Below are 18,191 nucleotides of genomic sequence, written 5' to 3'. Positions count from 1 at the left end.
TTTCTAACTTTCCTTGAGTCGACCCAATTGCCCCAAGCGTTCCTCGATCGCCGTCAGGCCTTGCCAATTGACCAAATCCTTTAACCAAGGGGGCGGTGGATTATTGCCGTAGTCGAGTAATTGACTGGAGCGCAGAAAACAATGGAATGCCAATTCACTAGCGGTGGCCATGGCCCCATCCTGGGTTTGCAGACGGTTGGCCCCACTGAGGTAATGACCCAAAATGCTCGGACTGCGGTGGCCGATGTAAATTTCCCTGGCTCGCTGAACTTTCTCCACCATGGTCCAGGGGTCTTCCATGGCTAACAGTAAAATATGGGGGCAAAACTCATTGATCCAACTTCCACAGGCCTCTAGGTCTTCGACGATCGCCACTAGGCCGTAATGGGCCAAAGCCTTTTCCGTATGTACAGAATGTTCCTGCTCCCGACAATAGCGATTGACTGATTGAATCACCTCTTCCCCCAACTCCAGGCGATCGGTCAGTAGCACTGCGCTGGCATTGGGATATTGTTCGGCATGGGCTAACAAATCCAGGGCTAGCCATTGTCCGTTAGCTTCACCGTCCGCTAGCACCATTAAATTTGTCCTAGCCAGGGTTTGGTCAATGGTTACCACACCACTCACCAATTGTTTAGCCGCCATCACCCTTGGGCAGCCTGCCCCTGTAATGGACTCCACCGGGGCAATATTTTTTGCTCCCCAGGTCAGCATGGCGATCGCCGGCACCCCAGCGGCCAGATAAATTTCTTCAATGCCCATTTCCTGGGCCGCCACCAAAATAGTCGAACTAATGGTTTCCGTCACCAAAACCCGTTCCGCCACCCCCACAGTCTTGGCCAACATCCCCTGGCGGAGTAAATTGCCCAGGGCATCGCCCCTTTTTGCTTCTAGATAAAAACCAGCTCTTCTGACCGGATAAAACCTTTGTCCCCGCACTGTGCCATCTTCCGGAAAGCTTACTTGGGTCTTGGGCAGTTGCGGGCGGTAAACCTGCTCCAGGGCAGCGCAAGCCTGGCGAATCACCGACAATTTTTCCTGGCTAATGCGTTGATAAGCCGCATCCAACTCCGCTCCACTAACTCTGGGGGGAGCATCCTGGTCCATGGCAGCCCAATGCTCCATCGCCGCCACCACCTGGGCCATGACCGGCCAGGGGGAAGGAACGGGACGATGATGTAAACGTCGCAACTCCTGAACAATGTCACCGGACTGGGTGATGAGACGTAACATGGCAACCAATTTGCTCCCAAACAGTCAACCCCAGGCAGAGTGCCCAGTTCTGTTTTAGCTTAACGTTTTTACCCCTGAAGTTCCCTGTGTTGCCCATTCCCCCTGGTCTATCTGAAAGGTCAAAACAGAACCCTTACTAGGGTCAAAGGTTTAATCGTTGGATTGTCAATCGTTTAAACGGGTGGGAGCATATCAGTCAAGGCAAATTATCCGGTGCCCAATGGGCTTTGGTGGAAATTAGATTCCGGTATCGTTTTTTTTCCCCCTCACTAAATCGGGGATAAGGGATAGTCCTAGGGCGATCGCCGTTGCGGGAATAACCACAAAAAGAATCACATTATTAAATATATGTAAATTCTGATTGTGGGTAGCATCAAGCACCAAATAGGCAGTGTAGGCAATGTAATAGAACAGGAATAAAAAGCCCTCCCAGCGGTCAATTAATCTGCCGGTAATAAAGACAGGCAAACAAACTAGGGCAACGGCAAACATCACAGGAATATCAAAGTTAAAAGCAGAGTTAGAAACCTGGATACCGTTGGGGGAAAAAATGGCGGCAAAACCCAATACGGCCAAAATATTAAAAATATTACTGCCCACCACATTACCCACCGCAATATCCCGCTCCCCCCGGTAACTAGCCACTACAGAAGTGGCCAATTCTGGCAAAGAAGTCCCCGCCGCAATTAGGGTTAAACCAATTACTAATTCACTGATGCCTAGGCTTTTGGCAATGGCCACGGAGCTTTTCACTAATAAGCTAGACCCCAACACAAGCAGGGCAACGCCCCCTACAACATAAGCAATTTGAATGAATATCTGTTTGCCGGTTTTAGGCACAGGTTCCCCAAATTCTTTGAGGTATTCTTCGGTGACATCGGGGTTATTTTCTTTTTTACTTTGCCGGATCAGAAAAGTTGTGTAGAGAATGGCTCCACTGGCTAAAATTACGCCATCAACTCGACTAATTTGCCCATCCCAACCAAACATTAGCAACAGTCCAGAGACCCCAATCAAAATGGGAATATCTAAGCGAATTAACTGTTGGGCCACAATAAGGGGTGTAATGATGGAACAGACCCCCAGTATCAACAACACATTGAAAATATTACTGCCCACCACATTGCCAATGGAAATATCGGCCTGGCCGGCGATCGCCGCTTGGAGACTAACCACCATTTCCGGCATACTCGTACCGTAGGCCACAATGGTTAAACCAATAATTAAGGGAGAAAGCCCCGCCATCAAGGCAATGCGGGAAGCCCCTTTGACTAAAATTTCTGCCCCCGCCACTAAAATGCCTAACCCCAGAATTAAAAACGGAATGGTCAACCAAGTCATCATGTTTGCTCTCAATAAGCCCAAGTGAAAAAACCTAACCTGCCTTTTGTACGGCCCGAAGGTAAAGCCGCTGGACCTTACCGAGAAATTTATCAAGGGACGATTTGGGGTGGCCATGGCCAGGATCTGATTCCTGCAGGGAGGCAAGCAACTGGGCTTCTTGGGTTTGAATATCGCCGTCACTATAGAGCAGACCACTTAATGCTTCTAGCAATTCGGAATATTCCTGCTCACTGGGATAATCTCCTAAATACTCATTTACCCAGGCATAACATTGGGGTGCTTCTACGGATTTTAGTTCTGACAAAAGGGTCTGTAATTCCAGATCATTTTCTAGTTCATATCCTGCCGCTAAGCGGCGTAGATATTGCCTTTCTTCGACTTCGATTACCCCATCTAGCCAGGCGGCCCCAATCAGAATTTTGAGTAGTTGTTTAGTTTTAGCAGTTTTTGTCATGGCGCATTACCCCCCAGGGATGGAATGGTACAGTTAACTCAGCTAAAGTTCCCGACCAAGAAATAAGTCCCATATATTACTTTTGAGGCGTTGATCCCCTGGCCAGAATTTTGATTCACTGTTTCTATTGTGGGGGGGAAGAGTCGATCGCCGTTAGGATTGTTAAGCTTTCTTCAAATTTGCAATGAAAAAACCATCTTGGTGGTGGTGATGGGGCAAGATAGTCAGCATCCCTGATGTTACCGAGTTAGTTTGACCTTGGGGACTAGTCCACTCAAAAGGCTCCGATCGCCAATCTTCATGATCTTGCAAAAACCGTTCAATCTGAGCTTCATTTTCCGCCGGATTCAAGGTGCAGGTGGAGTAAACCAGGGTGCCACCGGATTTCACTAGAGGGGCGATCGCCTTTAATAGAGCCTGCTGGAGGGGCAGAAGGGTGGCAATGGTAGCGGGAGTTTGTCGCCACCGCAGGTCCGGATTGCGATGGAGAGTTCCTAGGCCAGAACAGGGCACATCCAGCAAAGCTCGATCCACCAATTCCACAGGAGGTTTGACTCCCGGTTGAGTTAAATCTCCTTCCCAAATTTTAATGCTGGTTAGTCCCAATCTTTGTTGGGTAACGGCCAATTTTTGTAACCGCCAACCATGGCGATCGCCAGCATAAATTTGTCCTTGATCTCCCATCAACTCGGCTATGTGGGTGGTTTTGCCGCCGGGGGCCGCACAAACATCAAAAATAGTTTCCTCCGGTTGGGGATTAAGGATTTGGGCCACCCATTGGGCACTGGCATCCTGCACTGTCCACCAACCCTCCGCAAACCCTGGCAGTTGGGTGATGGCCCCGGTTTTTCCGCCCAATCTTAAACCCTGGGGCAAACCTGCCATTGCCGTGGTGGTTAGATTAAGTTCCGCTAGGCTTTGGGCCACTTCTACTCTGCTAGTTTTTAACGGGTTAATGCGTAGATCTAGGGAAGGATTTTGATTGAAATAGGCACAGAGAGATTCCGTTTCTGCCTTGCCCCAGGTTTGCTCGAATAACTCCATTAACCAATCGGGAAAACTATATTGCTCCCCCAAACTGATTTTTTCCTGGTCTAAAATGTTCTTTCCCTGTTCCTCCGCCCGTTGGTAGCGACGCAACATACCGTTGACAACTTTACTTAATCCCTTTAAGCCATTGGCCTTGGCCAAATCCACACCGGTATTGACCGCCGCTGAAGCCGGTACCTGGTCTAGGTAACGCAGTTGATATAGTCCCAGTTGCACAATCCGTCTTAAATCCGGAGGTTGCTTACCAATGGGGCGATCGCCAAGTTGTTCAATTAAACAGTCTAGGGTTCTTTGTCTGCGTACCACTCCGTACACCAATTCCGTACAAAAACGGCGATCGGGGGGAGACAATGGATGTTTTTGCAAAGCCCGGTCAATGGCCACATCAGTGTAACTATCCCGGCGATTGATGTCTCGCAGAATCAAAAAGGCCAATTGTCGAGCCGAAATCATAGGCAATGCAGTTTCAGCCAATTACTATCAATCAATTACTGTTGGGGGGCACTGGGCACGGTGTTACCCATCCCAGGTAAATTGGGCGATTGGGAGTTGGGGTCAGGGCTCATGGCGCCTCCACCGGGAAAACCAGGATTCATACCAGGATTGGGAGACACATTGCCATTGGCATCGGGCATACCTGGTAAGGGAGTGTTACTAAAATTAGGGACGCCCGCACCGGAACCCCCAGGATTCGAGTTATTAAAATTGGACATTCCCGGATTGGCACCATTGGGGAATGCGTTGCCCGGAGTCATGCCCGGTAATCCCAAATTAGGATTATTAAAGCTATTGGGGTTCATGCCCGAGGGAGTTTGGCCATCGCCGGGTAAAGTCGCTAAAGCCACCCGATCGCCGCCCACGGTTCGCAGAGTATCCAGTAATTGCACCACATCGTTATAACTGGCATTGCGGGAAGCATGGAGCACAATCAAACCGCTGGGATTGTATTGGTGATAATTTTGCAGGGCACTAACCATCTGCTCCTGGCTTACCGGCTGTTTTTCCACATAAAGTTGCCCCAGATCGTCCAGGCTCACCATAAACATTTCCCGCATTTGGGGAGCCCCAGTGCTAGCTCGGGGTAAATCTAAACTAATGGCTTGTTGTCGGGATAGCCCCACCGCCCCCAGGATAAAAAAGGTCAGAATACAGAAAACAACGTCAATCAGGGGAATAATCTCAATGCGCACTTCCCCCTGGTCATGTTGGTTATCCTGCCAGAGGGACAGGGGACGGGTGGGATGGTAAATGGACTGGAATTTACGGTGGGACTTGGGGGCTTTAGGGGAAGATGCCATGGTGATGGGAAGGAGAAAAAACCGGACTCAATCCTGGGGAAGATGCCTAAAAATAGGCTCAATCAACCTCCCCAATCCTAACAAGCCTGGAAAAGTTGATTCCAGCAAAACTATTGGGGCAAACTTTCCGCTTCCGGGCTGGGGGTTAGGCCGTCATCGTAGGCCATTTCCTCTTCAAACCAGCGTTGGCGATAGAGCACCTCTAGTTCACTGCCTACTTTACGGAAGACTCGCATTTGGTTGAACCATAGCCCCTGAAACACACGGTAAAAGGCCAAACTAACAATGGCTATGATCAAACCGGCCGCTGTGGAAATCAGTGCTTCCCCAATACCAAGGGTGACTCCAGCGGTGGAAGCTGTACCCAAATCGCTAATTTGGATGGAACTAAGGGATTGGATCAAACCCAACACGGTACCCAACAGTCCCAATAGGGGGGACAGGGCAATAATGGCTTCCAGAATTTTGTCTCCCCGCCGCATGAGAGCCAATTGATCGTCCGCCGCCGACTCCAACGCCAGGTGAAAAACCTCTGGGTCTGGGTGGGGCAAACGCAATGGAGCCAACAGATATTTAGCAATGGGAAAACGACGACTGTCCTGGGCGACTCGAATGGCCGTATCCCAATCCCGGGCCGCCGTGTCTAAAATACGGGAAGCCGTTTGGGAGCTTTTGAGAATGACTTGGCCCCAAAACCACAACCTCTCGATGATGGTGCTGACGGACAAAATCGATAGGAGAAGCAGGGGCCACATGGCCACGCCGCCCTTTTGCATCAACTCAATGGGATTCACTGCTATTCATTGCCTCCATTGCAATATGTGCGACTAGAAAAGTATTCAACTTTACGGGGAAATAAGGGACTAATCCCTTGGCGATCGGGCTTAACCACAGACAATCCTAACGCAAGCATTCTCCCACCTAGAGAGATTGACCGGTGTTAAGTTCGCCTTAGCCCTCGATATATTTTAGATCTACTAGCTTCTGCCAGATTTTGCCCACGCTTTCATCCAGTTCCTCTAGGTCGGTGCGGCATTCCACATCGGGATTGGTGGGGGGCTCATAGGGGTCATCAATGCCAGTGAAACCTTTAATTTCTCCACTGCGGGCTTTGGCATATAAACCCTTCACATCCCGCTCCTCGCAAACAGCCAAGGGCGCATTGACAAACACTTCGAGAAAATCCCCAATGGTGTGTTTCACTTCCTGACGGATGGCTGCGTAGGGAGAAATGGCGGAAACCAAGACGATCACACCGTTGCGGGTGAGCAAATGGGACACAAAACCAATACGGCGAATATTGGTGTCCCGGTCTTCCTTGCTAAAACCGAGTCCTTTGGTCAAGTTGGTACGCACTACATCACCGTCTAGCACTTCCAGACGGTAACCGCTGTCCCGTAATTTCTTTTCCAATGCGTGGGTAATAGTGGTTTTCCCCGCTCCACTCAGTCCCGTTAACCAAATTGTTACGCCACGTTGTTGCATAGATAATCTAGGAATTTTTCAAAAATTGTCGATCCCGCCGAGGATTTTTCGCAGAATTTGCACAGTAAAGTGCCGCCCTTGAGCTTAGCTTTTTCGTTCCCCGTTGACAATGGCGGTTTTACTTCAACTTTCCCTAGAGTTAGCAAATTTGCTTAACCTTTTCATAGTCTAACCATAAGTTTTTCTTAATTTCTCTATGAAAAACTGGAGCGGGGCCAAGTGATCGTCCTTCACCGATGGGGAATTTTGCTGTCCGTTGGCGATCGCCAGCACCGATTGAAGGTTTTGCCCCACTTTTTCCTGATTGAGAAATTTCTAAAGCAATTATGACCATTAACAGCGGCGTTAGTTTGATTAGCAAAATTGGCGGCTTTGCCAGTAGCAACGGGGCAGAAATTCCCGCCTTCGACCCCGGTACTAAGCGCCTATTTGTGGTCGCCGGTGACGTGATTGAAATTCTAGATTTAGCCGACCCCACTAACCCCGTCAAGATTGAAGATTTAGCCCTAAATTTCGATGGCATTCCCCCTGGTTTCAGTCCTGTGCCCAACAGTGTGGCAGTGGGTAAGGCCGGCACTCCCAGTGCGGGAATTGTGGCTGTATCTCTGGCAATTCGAGATGATTTGAATAACCAAGAAGCTGGTCAAGTGCAGTTTTTTGATGCAACCACAGGGGCTTTTTTGGGCAAAGTCTCAGTGGGCTTTCTGCCGGACATGGTTACCTTCAGCCCTGATGGAACCAAAATTTTGACTGCCAACGAAGGGGAACCTAACGAAAGCTACACAGTTGACCCCGTTGGTTCAGTAAGTATTGTTGATATTACCGGGGGATTTACTAATTTAGTTGCCCAGAATGCCACTTTTGACGGTTTTAATGCTCAAAAAGCCGAATTACAATCCGCCGGCGTCAGATTTTTGGGGCAAATTTTTGATGCTGACGGTAACGTTGTCCGAGAAAGTACCGTAGCGGAGGATTTAGAGCCCGAATATATTGCCTTCAGCGGTGATGGAACCAAAGCCTGGGTAACTTTACAGGAGAATAACTCTGTCGCTCTAATTGATATTGCCACCACCACCGTGGAAGCGATTTTGCCCCTCGGTTTTAAAGACCATAGCTTGCCCGGTAATGGATTGGATGCCAGTGATCGTGATGGTGGGATCAATATTCAAAACTGGCCCATATTCGGGATGTACATGCCCGATAGCATTGCTTCTTTCGCCGTTGGTGACCAGACCTATTACATCACTGCCAACGAAGGGGATGCCCGCAATCGTCCCTCTGATGATGACCTTTTACCCCCTCCCTTTGATGGCGAAGGAGATATTTTTATTGAAGAGGCCCGGATTAAAGATTTAGTTCTAGATCCCATCGCCTTTCCCAATGCCGCTGAGTTGCAGGCCGATCCCGCCATTGGCCGTCTGACGGTAACCACCAAGTTAGGGGACACCGATGGGGACGGGGATTTTGATGAACTTTATGTCTATGGTTCTCGTTCCTTTTCCATTTGGAACAGCAGCGGCAATTTGGTTTACGACAGTGGCGAAGATTTTGAGCGCATTATTGCCGAAGCCATCCCCGACTTTTTCAATGCCAGTAACGACAATAATGACCTAGACAATCGTAGTGATAATAAAGGCCCCGAACCGGAAGGGGTAACAGTGGGCACCATTGATGGCCGTACCTACGCCTTTGTGGGGCTAGAGCGCATTGGCGGTGTGATGGTTTATGACGTGACCACCCCCCAATCCCCTGAGTTTGTTCAATATATTAACCCCCGGGACTTTACTGTTGATCCTGAGTCCAATCTGACCGATTCCGGCCCAGAAGGATTGATTTTCATTAATGCCGCCGATAGTCCCAATGGCAAACCATTGCTGGTGGTGACTAATGAGGTTAGCAACACGACTGCTGTTTTTGAAGTTAACGTACCTACTCCCCAGCCCTTCCGGTTGCAGTTATTCCATGCTGCTGACCAAGAAGCCGGAGTTCCCGCATTGGATGATATTCCCCGTTTTTCCGCTGTACTCAATGCTCTTGTCCAGCAAGACATTGATAATGACGGTACTGCGGGCTTTGCCAACACCTTGATTCTCTCCTCCGGCGATGCCTACATTCCTGGTTTGTTCCTATCCGCTTCGGAAGATGTGTTTGGCGGTGTGGGTCGGGCCGATATTTTGATTCAAAACGAATTAGGATTCCAGGCGATCGCCTTTGGTAACCATGAATTCGATTTGGGGACGGCATTAATCCAGGATTTGATCGGTGGTAATGGTGAAGATAACTTCCCCGGTACTAACTTCCCTTACCTGAGCAGTAACCTTGATTTCACCACCGATGGCAATCTTTCTGGTTTAGTGGTGCCTGACCATCAAGCCCCTCAGCCCAACAGCATCGCCGCCACTACGGTAATTGATGTCAATGGCGAAAAAATTGGCATTGTCGGGGCCACTACCCCCACCATTACTACTATTTCTAGCCCCGGTGGCGTAACGGTTAATCCTCAACCCTTTAACGGTGTTCCAACCCCTGAACAGCTAGATGCTTTGGCGGCGGAAATTCAAGCGGACGTTGATGGGTTACTCGCTGCTAATCCCGGTCTGAATAAAGTGGTGCTTCTGGCCCACATGCAACAAATTGCCATTGAGCAGGAATTAGCTGTTCGGTTGAAGCATGTTGACATCATTGTAGCCGGTGGTTCCAACACCCGTCTGTTGGATGAAAACGATCGCCTCCGGGCTGGGGACAGTGCCCAAGGTATTTACCCTATTATCAAAACCGATGCCGACGGTAACCCTGTAGCAGTGGTCAACACCGATGGTAACTACAAATATCTTGGTCGCTTAGTCATTGACTTCAATGAAAACGGGATCATTATTCCTGAGAGCTATGATCCCAATATCAGTGGAGCCTACGCCACCGACGACCAAGGGGTAGCGGATCTCAATGCCGCTGGATTGATCGACCCAGAAATTCAAGCCATTGTCGACCAACTGCGGGAAGTCATTGTTGCCAAGGAAAGTAATGTCTTTGGCGTTAGTAATGTCTATCTTGAAGGTTCACGCCCGGCCATTCGCCAACAGGAAACCAACTTAGGCAACCTCACCGCCGATGCCAACCTGGCGATCGCCAAAACCATCGATTCCTCTGTGGTTATCTCCCTGAAAAATGGGGGCGGTATTCGGGATGATATCGGTCGGATTCTAGTCCCCACCGGCGGTACCGGAGAACCAGAGCGACTTCCCAACGAAGCTGTTACCGATGCAGAGGGCAATATTGTTAAACCCGCAGGCGGTATTTCTGAAACCGACATTGCCAATGCCCTTAGCTTTAACAATGGCTTGAGCTTGATCACCGTTACTGCGGCTGAATTATTAGCCCTGGTGGAACACGGGGTAGCGGCCAGTGATGGCACCAACCAACAGGGTCGTTTTCCCCAAGTCAGTGGCTTTGCCTTCAGTTTTGACCTCAACCGTGCCCCTGGCGATCGTGTTCTTTCCCTGGCGATCGAAGATGAGGCCGGCAATGACCTGGATGTTGTTGTGCGTAATGGTGAATTGGTCGGAGATCCTAGCCGCACCTTCCGCATGGTCACCCTGGGATTTTTGGCCAATGGTGGTGATGGCTATCCTTTCCCCAGTGGTGAATCTGTTGATTTGGTGGATTTGGTTCTGCCAGCGGATGCTCCCCGCACCGGCCTGGCCACCTTTGCCCCCGATGGTTCCGAGCAAGATGTCCTAGCGGAGTATTTAGCAGCCAACTTCAATAGCCTGGAGACTGCATTTAATCAGGCAGACACTTCCCCGGAATTTGATGTCCGAATCCAAAATCTAGCCTTCCGTGTGGATACTGTTATTGATTCCACTGGGCCCGTTGACCCAATCGCCAATGAGATTGGAGTAGTGGCCGAAAACGGCTTCTTCTTTGTCCTACTTCCTGGGGGCGATGAAGTACAGCTTAAATTTAACAATCAACCCTTTGCCAGTGGCACCTTTGGCAATTGGCAAATTTTGGAAGCAGAAACGGTCAACGGCATCAATCAAGTGCTTTGGCAAAATCCCAACCTTGGTCAGATTGGTGTTTGGAATGCCGACTCCAACTGGAACTGGATTTCTTCGCAAACTTGGCCTACCAATTCCTTCAATACTCTGGAAGCAGAGGTTACCTTCCAGATTGACATCAACAACGATGACCTCCTTGGCGATCGCCTGACGACCGTGGAAAACCAGGGCAACGTCAGTCTGCTGGAAGGCATCTTGGGTAATTACTACGTCCAATCTGGGGATGATTTAACCACACCAATCAAATACCTAGGGGAGGCTTTTGACAACAACCTCGGTAACTGGCAAGCCCTAGCGGCGGAAACTGTACAAGGGGTTAATCAAGTGCTGTGGCAAAATCTCGACACCAACCAAATCGGTGTTTGGAACTCTAGTGCTGATTGGAACTGGATTTCCTCCAATGTATTTGAAGCTGGTTCTCCCCAGGCGATCGCCCAAGCTGAAATTTTTGGTATCCCAACTACCGTCCTAACCACGGCTGACTCCGTTTTAGTCTAATCATCAAAACGATTAGAGCCATACTCCCTGGCAAGCATTTTTAGCTTAATAACCAGGGAGTTTTCCGTTTTGCCCACATTAACTGACATTTTCACTTAGAACTTGACTACTATTGGAGGAGATTTTTGACGTGTCTAACTTAATTATTACCGGTATTATTGACGGACCACTGCCCGGTGGACTCCCGAAGGCGATCGAGTTATACGTCCTAGCTGACATTGCCGATCTCAGTATGTATGGCATTGAAGCCGCCACCAATGGCAATGCGAGCACCGGCCCAGAATTTACCCTCTCCGGCTCTGCAACGGCAGGGGATTACATTTACGTTGCCAGTGAGACATCAGGATTTAATAGCTTTTTTGGGTTTAATCCCAACTTTACCGATGGTGTAGCGAATATAAATGGGGACGATACAATAATTCTTTTTGAAAATGGTTCAATTGTTGATGTATTTGGCGAAATTGGTATAGACGGTACTGGCAGGCCCTGGGAACACCTTGACGGTTGGGCCTATCGCAACAATGGCGCCCTTCCGAGCAGCACTTTCAATGCGTCTGAGTGGACTTTTAGTGGAGTAGATGCCCTGGATGATGACGCGGCAAATGTGAATGCAACTGCTACACCATCTTGGCCGATCGCCAGTTTTAGTGCTGGTGGAACTAATGGACTAGACTTGTCTACCTATGTCCGCATTGGTCGCTATGACCTCCCTGTTCCCACCCGGACAGTGGCCCCCCCTGCTGGCAGTGAGCTAGCCCTGGAGGTTTCCGCCATTACCTACAATCCCGATACCAACACCCTTTTTGTGTTGGGGGATGAAGGAACGGCGATCGTTGAGATTGATAAGCGAGGTCAACTGATAAGCTCCATGACCTTGACGGCGGGGGACTTTGCTGACCCCGAAGGATTAACCTACGTGGGCAATGGTCAGTTTGTGCTGGTGGAAGAGCGGCTACGCCAAGCCAATCTATTTACCTATGCGGCGGGAGGAACCCTAAGCCGGGCCGATGTCCAGGCGGTCACCTTGGGCACCACGGTGGGCAACATTGGTTTAGAAGGAGTTTCCAAAGATCCCGTAACCGGTGGTTTTATTTTCGTCAAGGAAGTTAATCCCCAAGGCATTTTCCAAACCACCATTGATTTCGGTGCCGGTACAGCCAGCAATGGTTCTCCTACCACACAGGACTCCAGCAATTTATTTGATCCGGCTCTCCTCGGGATGACCGATATTGCCGATGTCTTTGCCCTGGCTAATTCCAGCTTTGTCAGTGGGGCGATCGCCAACAATTTGCTGGTGCTGGGTCAGGAAGATGGCAGGTTGGTGGAAGTTGATCGCTCCGGTAATATCCTGAGTGAATTGGTGATTAATGCCGATGCCGATAACCCCCTATCGGTCACAAACCAAGGTTTTGAGGGAGTAACCCTAGACAATGATGGCCTGCTCTACATCACCAGTGAAAGCGGCGGCGGCGATGGGAATCATCCCCAAGTGTGGGTTTATGCCCCTGCGGACTATGTCTTCAACAATGCGGCTCCGGTGACGGTCAGTGTGGCCAATGGAGTAAATAATTTATTGGAAAATGCTAATACCACCTCGGCGATTAAACTCGGCAATATTATTATTGGTGATGATTCCCTGGGAACCAATACGTTGAGTTTATCGGGAGCCGATGCTAGCAACTTTGAAATTGTCGGGAATGGGTTGTTCCTTAAGGCTGGTACTGTTCTAGATTTTTCCACCCAATCCAGTTATGAAGTGACGATCGCCGTGGATGATGCGACCCTGGGCAATACTCCCGATGCCATCACCACCTTCACCCTTGATATTACTAATACTGCCGGAATTTCCGACCTAATTATCTCTGAGGTTGCACCCTGGTCCAGTGGTAATAGCTCTGTGGGGGCAGACTGGTTTGAAGTCACCAATACTGGTGCCAATGCAATTGACATCACAGGCTGGAAGGTTGATGACGATTCCGCCAGCTTTGCCAATGCTTCCGCCCTTGCTGGTGTAACCAACATTGCCCCGGGTCAATCGGTGGTCTTTGTGGATGGTGATGCCAACACGATCACCGCCTTTATTGATCTTTGGTTTGGTGGGACAGCCCCCGCTGGCTTGGCGATCGGTACCTACGGTGGGCCCGGTTTGGGCACTGGTGGAGATGCGATTAATTTATTTGATGCCACGGGTTCACTAATCACAGGGGTAACCTTTGGCTCATCTCCATCCACCTCTCCCTTTAGCACATTCGATAATGCCCTCGGCAACCCCAGCGTCGCTAACCTAAGTACCGTGGGTAGCAATGGAGCCTTCAGTGTGATTGATGCCGGTGAAGGCGTTATTTTAAACGGTTCCCCGGGGGCGATCGCCGGCTCTGTCAGCTCAAATACAACGGTGGGAATTGCAGCCACAGGAGCTACAGGTTCCGAAAATGGCCCCACTCCGGGGGAGTTCACCATTCTCCGCACAGGTGATACCTCAACCGCCTTGGATGTGACCTATAGCATTAGCGGCGATGCGGCTAACGGTACGGACTACGCTGCCATTGATCCCACAACAGTAACGATTCCGGCGGGTCAGTCCCAAGTCAAGATCTCGATTAATCCCATTGATGACGTGATTATCGAATCCACAGAGTCCATCGTAATCACCCTAACGGACACAGCCAATTATGATGTGGCTACCAGTGCCTCCAGCGCTACGGTAAACATCGAGGACAATGACACTCCCATTACCGTCTCCAGGCTCCAAATTACTGAGTTTATGTACTCTGGCGCTGACGGCGAATTTATCGAGTTTACCAACATTGATACGTCGTCTGTGGATATGACAGGTTGGAGTTTTTCCGACAGTGGGCGAGTTGCAGGTTCAGTTGACCTGAGTGCTTTTGGGGTAGTGCAACCGGGTGAGTCGGTGATTTTAACGGAGGCAGACGCCGAGACATTCCGAACAGCTTGGAACTTGCCGGCAACAGCTAAAATTATTGGAGGACTTAGCCAAAATTTAGGTCGTAGTGATGAAATTAACCTGTACGATGCTACCGGTAACTTAGTAGATCGTCTCACCTACGGAGATCAAGATTTTTCTGGCACCATCCGTACTCAAAATTCCAGTGGCTGGATATCGGCTGACCAATTAGCAGATCAGGAAATTGATGCCGATTGGGTGCTGTCTTCAGTAGATGATGCCCAAAACTCCTACGCCTCAACGGGGGGTGATATCGGTAACCCCAGTATCTACATCACAGGTGTCGATCCCACTATAGTTAAAATCCATGAGATTCAAGGCACTGGTACTGCGAGTCCCTTAGTCAACAATGTTGTGACGATTGAGGCGATCGTGGTGGGAGACTTCCAAGACGGAGATGGGGATATCAGTCGCAATCTGCGGGGCTTCTACGTTCAGGAAGAAGATGCAGATGTTGATGGGAATGTTGCTACTTCAGAAGGGATTTTCATCTTTGAGAACGGCAACTTCATTACCGATGTTAACGTTGGCGACAAGGTTCAAATTACAGGAACCGTTGATGAATTCTTTGGTGAAACTCAGATTGATACGATCACCAACATCACGGTAATTAGTTCCGGCAACACCTTACCGACCGCTGCGAATATTACCCTGCCCACTGCCGGTACCACCGAGAGTCAGGGGGGAACGCCCCAGCCCGATCTGGAAGCTTTTGAAGGGATGTTGGTGAAATTCACTGATACCCTGACGATTACGGAAATGTTTAATCTCGATCGCTTTAATGAAATCAAACTCAGCCAAGGCGGTCGTCCCCAACAATTCACCCAGTTTAATGATGCTAATGTGGCAGGCTATGGGGCATACCGAGAGGAAATCGGTGCTCGCACCATTACCTACGATGATGGCCTGAGTGTGCAGAACGCAGAAATTAGCAATCTGGATGGTTTTGGTTCCAGCTTCAGCACCGCTAGTGATATTCGCATGGGCGACACAATCAATAACCTCACTGGCGTTCTCAGCTACCAGTGGGCAGGTAACGCTTCCAGTGGAGCTACTTGGCGGGTGCGCTCTGCTGTAGATGGGACAAATCAGTTTACTAAGGTGAACGATCGCCCTGTCACACCAGAAAATGTTGGCGGTTCCCTGAAGGTAACGGGCTTCAATGTCCTCAACTACTTCAAGACCATCGACCTGTCCGGTGTAAGCACGGCCATTGGTCAAGATCCCCGTGGGGCAGACACCACTGCGGAATTTGATCGCCAAACGGACAAACTGGTTACCGCCTTACTGGCGATCGATGCCGATGTGTTAGGCCTAGCGGAACTAGAAAATGATTTTCTCCCCGGCTCCAGTGGCAATGCTATTGAAAACTTGGTTAATGAGCTTAATGCGGTGGCCGGCGCAGGAACTTACAATTGGGTCAATCCCGGTACTCAGTTTCTTGGCACCGATGCGATCGCCGTTGGTCTGATTTACAAAGTTAGTGCGGTCAGTCTGGTCGGGGATGCTGCCATTTTAAATACCCAGGCTTTCCTTGACCCCAATAACACTGGCGAAAACCGCAACCGTCCAACGGTGGCCCAAACCTTCCGGGATTTAGTTACGGGTGAAACCTTCACCGCAGTGGTCAATCACTTTAAATCCAAAGGTGCTTCCGGTTTAACTGCTGGCGATGCCGGTAATCCCGATTCTGATCAAAATGATGGTCAGGGCTTCTGGAACGATACCCGCACCAAAGCTGCCCAGGAGTTAGTGACATGGCTCAATACCAATCCCACCGGGGTAAATGATTCGGATTATCTGCTTTTAGGTGACTATAATGCCTACGCCCAGGAAGATCCCATTAAAGCTCTGGAAAGCGCTGGTTATGTCAATCTCGGGGCCCAGTTCAGTGGCGGGACCAATACGTCCTATGTCTTTGATGGTCAAACCGGTACCCTGGACTATGCCTTTGCCAGTGCTAGCTTGGCAGCACAGGTAACTGGCGCAACAGAATGGGGGATCAACGCCGATGAAGCAGATGCCCTGGACTACAACCTCGACTTTGGGCGGGATGTCAATATTTTTGATGGTACGGTTCCCTATCGCTCCTCAGACCATGACCCCATAATTGTCGGCCTTAACCTTGCTTCCCCCGTTGAGCCGATCGCCAACGAAATTGGCGTAATGGCCGAAAATGGCTTCTTCTTTGTCCTACTTCCTGGGGGTGATGAAGTACAGCTTAAATTTAACAATCAACCCTTTGCCAGTGGCACCTTTGGCAATTGGCAAATTTTGGAAGCAGAAACGGTCAATGGCATCAATCAAGTGCTTTGGCAAAATCCCAACCTTGGTCAGATTGGTGTTTGGAATGCCGACTCCAACTGGAACTGGATTTCTTCGCAAACTTGGCCTACCAATTCCTTCAATACTCTGGAAGCAGAAGTTACCTTCCAGATTGACATCAACAACGATGACCTCCTTGGCGATCGCCTGACGACCGTGGAAAACCAAGGTTCTACAACTCTCCTGGAAGGCATCTTGGGTAATTACTACGTCCAATCTGGGGATGATTTAACCACACCAATCAAATACCTTGGGGAAGCCTTTGACAACAACCTCGGTAACTGGCAAGCCCTAGCGGCGGAAACTGTACAAGGGGTTAACCAAGTGCTGTGGCAAAACCTCAACACTAATCAAATTGGTGTTTGGAACTCTAGTGCTGACTGGAACTGGATTTCCTCCAGTGTGTTTGAAGCTGGTTCTCCCCAGGCGATCGCCCAGGCTGGCATTTTTGGTGTTGATCTGAATGCTGTAATTTAAGCTCCTAGTTTTCCCACAAGTAATATCCCCACTCCTAATTTTGCAGAGGTGGGGATTTTTTCGTATATGTGATGTCGGGAAATCCAGCAGGCTAGACTCTGTTCGTTCTAACTGTGGTTAACCTTTGGGAGAGAAAAACAGGAGGGGAAACCAACTGCGGTTCAAAATACTATCCGTCAAACTAGGTACTGTCCAATCTAATAGCGTAGCTCGGCGGCTGGCCACGGCGATCGCCGTAATGTCATTGACAAAGGCAGTGTCGAGAATTTCCTGCACAGGGCTACCATGGCGCACTTCGGTAATAATATTCGGCACCAGGGGGCTAAATTGTTGTTTGATTTCCGCTAGCTTGGCTTCCGCCTCCTGACGGCGGATTTCTAACAGTTCTGGACGGCGCATACCATCTTCCAAAATGGAGAGGAAGTAACAGGACTCAACCTTACCGGGGGGAGCCTTTTCCAAGGCACTTTTTAATCTTTCTATTAAATAATTACCCGCAGAACTAGCATCGTAGGGCACTAGTAAATTGCGCCAGAGATGTTGGCACCGCAAAGCCATTTCTTCAACGGTGTAAGTGCTGACCAATTGGGGGCGTAAAATCATCACCGGCACTTTGGTAGATTTCGCCAAGGAAAGGGTATGGCTGCCGAACAGTTTTGACTCTAAGTTACTCCGCACCGGCATGCCATTAATAATCAGATCAATGGCTTCCTGCTCCACCAACTGGTTTACCAAGTCCACATACCGCACGGAGGATACTTCTACTTTGACCTCTATCCCTGGAGGCACCTGACCCACCAAGGACTCCAGATAGGTTTTGGCTTCCTTCAGTTTGCTTTCGTCCACATCGGCTATGTGTTCATCCTCCCAAACGGAGACGGTGTGGAGAAAAATTAGTTTAGTGATGCCAGAGAGGGAAAGTTCTTCTACAAAGCCCGCTAGTCGTTGTAGTCCATCAGAAAAGTCGGTACAAATGAGGCAATGCTTAAACATAATAAAAT

General features: G+C 49.5%; 11 protein-coding genes. 2 read left to right on the top strand and 9 right to left on the bottom strand.

What is annotated here, in order from left to right; genetic code table 11:
• Positions 1-3 precede the first annotated feature (3 nt).
• The 8 genes from SYNPCCP_RS02005 to SYNPCCP_RS17750 form a co-directional block, all read right to left on the bottom strand.
• Positions 4-1,233, bottom strand: coding sequence for a histidinol dehydrogenase (locus SYNPCCP_RS02005; RefSeq protein ID WP_010871592.1), 1,230 nt, complete (start codon positions 1,231-1,233; stop codon positions 4-6).
• A gap of 237 nt (positions 1,234-1,470) precedes the next feature.
• Positions 1,471-2,577: a calcium/sodium antiporter gene (locus SYNPCCP_RS02000; RefSeq protein WP_231848046.1), complete on the bottom strand. Its 1,107-nt coding sequence runs from the start codon at positions 2,575-2,577 to the stop codon at positions 1,471-1,473.
• A 31-nt stretch (positions 2,578-2,608) separates the two neighbouring features.
• On the bottom strand, positions 2,609-3,031 hold the full coding sequence (locus tag SYNPCCP_RS17530; RefSeq protein WP_010871590.1) for a TerB family tellurite resistance protein: 423 nt from the start codon (positions 3,029-3,031) through the stop codon (positions 2,609-2,611).
• A 162-nt stretch (positions 3,032-3,193) separates the two neighbouring features.
• The gene (rsmB, locus tag SYNPCCP_RS01990; protein WP_010871589.1) at positions 3,194-4,534 is read right to left on the bottom strand and encodes a 16S rRNA (cytosine(967)-C(5))-methyltransferase RsmB; all 1,341 of its coding nucleotides are present in this window, start codon (positions 4,532-4,534) and stop codon (positions 3,194-3,196) included.
• 35 nt (positions 4,535-4,569) lie between these two features.
• Positions 4,570-5,379, bottom strand: coding sequence for a biopolymer transporter ExbD (locus SYNPCCP_RS01985; RefSeq protein ID WP_010871588.1), 810 nt, complete (start codon positions 5,377-5,379; stop codon positions 4,570-4,572).
• Positions 5,380-5,489: 110 nt separating this feature from the next.
• Positions 5,490-6,173 carry a MotA/TolQ/ExbB proton channel family protein gene (locus SYNPCCP_RS01980; protein WP_010871587.1) on the bottom strand — a complete coding sequence of 228 codons (684 nt, stop codon included), beginning with the start codon at positions 6,171-6,173 and terminating at the stop codon, positions 5,490-5,492.
• A gap of 157 nt (positions 6,174-6,330) precedes the next feature.
• Positions 6,331-6,864 (bottom strand): adenylyl-sulfate kinase, encoded by a 534-nt coding sequence (gene cysC / locus SYNPCCP_RS01975; protein ID WP_010871586.1) that lies wholly within the window; start codon positions 6,862-6,864, stop codon positions 6,331-6,333.
• A 168-nt stretch (positions 6,865-7,032) separates the two neighbouring features.
• Complete coding sequence (locus tag SYNPCCP_RS17750) at positions 7,033-7,158, bottom strand: hypothetical protein (RefSeq protein ID WP_255345277.1); 126 nt, start codon at positions 7,156-7,158, stop codon at positions 7,033-7,035.
• Between the two features lie 32 nt (positions 7,159-7,190).
• Between SYNPCCP_RS17750 and SYNPCCP_RS01965 the strand changes: the two genes are divergently transcribed.
• Together SYNPCCP_RS01965 and SYNPCCP_RS01960 are read left to right on the top strand one after the other, a co-directional pair.
• Positions 7,191-11,420 carry a choice-of-anchor I family protein gene (locus SYNPCCP_RS01965; RefSeq protein WP_010871585.1) on the top strand — a complete coding sequence of 1,410 codons (4,230 nt, stop codon included), beginning with the start codon at positions 7,191-7,193 and terminating at the stop codon, positions 11,418-11,420.
• A 130-nt stretch (positions 11,421-11,550) separates the two neighbouring features.
• The gene (locus SYNPCCP_RS01960; RefSeq protein ID WP_010871584.1) at positions 11,551-17,190 is read left to right on the top strand and encodes an ExeM/NucH family extracellular endonuclease; all 5,640 of its coding nucleotides are present in this window, start codon (positions 11,551-11,553) and stop codon (positions 17,188-17,190) included.
• Between the two features lie 117 nt (positions 17,191-17,307).
• Here SYNPCCP_RS01960 and SYNPCCP_RS01955 read toward each other — a convergent pair whose 3' ends face one another.
• Entirely contained in the window at positions 17,308-18,183 is an 876-nt protein-coding gene (locus tag SYNPCCP_RS01955) for a universal stress protein (protein WP_010871583.1), read from the bottom strand.
• Between the last annotated feature and the right edge of the window lie 8 nt (positions 18,184-18,191).

Source organism: Synechocystis sp. PCC 6803 substr. PCC-P, assembly GCF_000284455.1.
Classification (GTDB): domain Bacteria; phylum Cyanobacteriota; class Cyanobacteriia; order Cyanobacteriales; family Microcystaceae; genus Synechocystis.
Note: the sequence above shows the minus strand (reverse complement) of the source record. Positions and strands in the feature narration are given on the sequence as shown.

Coding starts and splice junctions, on each gene's coding strand:
- SYNPCCP_RS02005 (WP_010871592.1), bottom strand. CDS start 1,233: ATGTTACGTCTCATCACCCAGTCCGGTGACATTGTTCAGGAGTTGCGA.
- rsmB (WP_010871589.1), bottom strand. CDS start 4,534: ATGATTTCGGCTCGACAATTGGCCTTTTTGATTCTGCGAGACATCAAT.
- SYNPCCP_RS01965 (WP_010871585.1), top strand. CDS start 7,191: ATGACCATTAACAGCGGCGTTAGTTTGATTAGCAAAATTGGCGGCTTT.
- SYNPCCP_RS02000 (WP_231848046.1), bottom strand. CDS start 2,577: ATGATGACTTGGTTGACCATTCCGTTTTTAATTCTGGGGTTAGGCATT.
- SYNPCCP_RS17530 (WP_010871590.1), bottom strand. CDS start 3,031: ATGACAAAAACTGCTAAAACTAAACAACTACTCAAAATTCTGATTGGG.
- cysC (WP_010871586.1), bottom strand. CDS start 6,864: ATGCAACAACGTGGCGTAACAATTTGGTTAACGGGACTGAGTGGAGCG.
- SYNPCCP_RS01955 (WP_010871583.1), bottom strand. CDS start 18,183: ATGTTTAAGCATTGCCTCATTTGTACCGACTTTTCTGATGGACTACAA.
- SYNPCCP_RS01985 (WP_010871588.1), bottom strand. CDS start 5,379: ATGGCATCTTCCCCTAAAGCCCCCAAGTCCCACCGTAAATTCCAGTCC.